At 55.6% G+C, this 239-nt stretch carries 1 protein-coding gene; it reads right to left on the reverse strand.

The genetic code is table 11. From position 1 onward, the window contains the following. Positions 1–239 (reverse strand): hypothetical protein (locus tag FRY97_RS22850; protein ID WP_170254918.1); only part of this gene is annotated, 239 nt, incomplete at both ends.

Raw genomic sequence — 239 nt, forward strand, 5'->3', positions numbered from 1 at the left:
CGAACGCGCAGTACAGCTCGCTCGTGTTGCCGCACTCGTCTGTGGCTACATAGCGGAACATGTGATTGCCGAAGGGGATGCCTGCTACAAAGCGGCTTGCGCCTGCAGGGATCTGGCGTACCACTACCGTGTCGATAATGATGTTGCCAGTTGGCAGACCGTACTGGTTCAGTTCTTCCTCTTCTGTCGTCGTTACGATCTCAGTGTATACTGTCGCGCTTGAGCAGTTGTCGCTCACG

Source organism: Phaeodactylibacter luteus, assembly GCF_007993045.1.
In the GTDB taxonomy this organism is placed as follows: domain Bacteria; phylum Bacteroidota; class Bacteroidia; order Chitinophagales; family Saprospiraceae; genus Phaeodactylibacter; species Phaeodactylibacter luteus.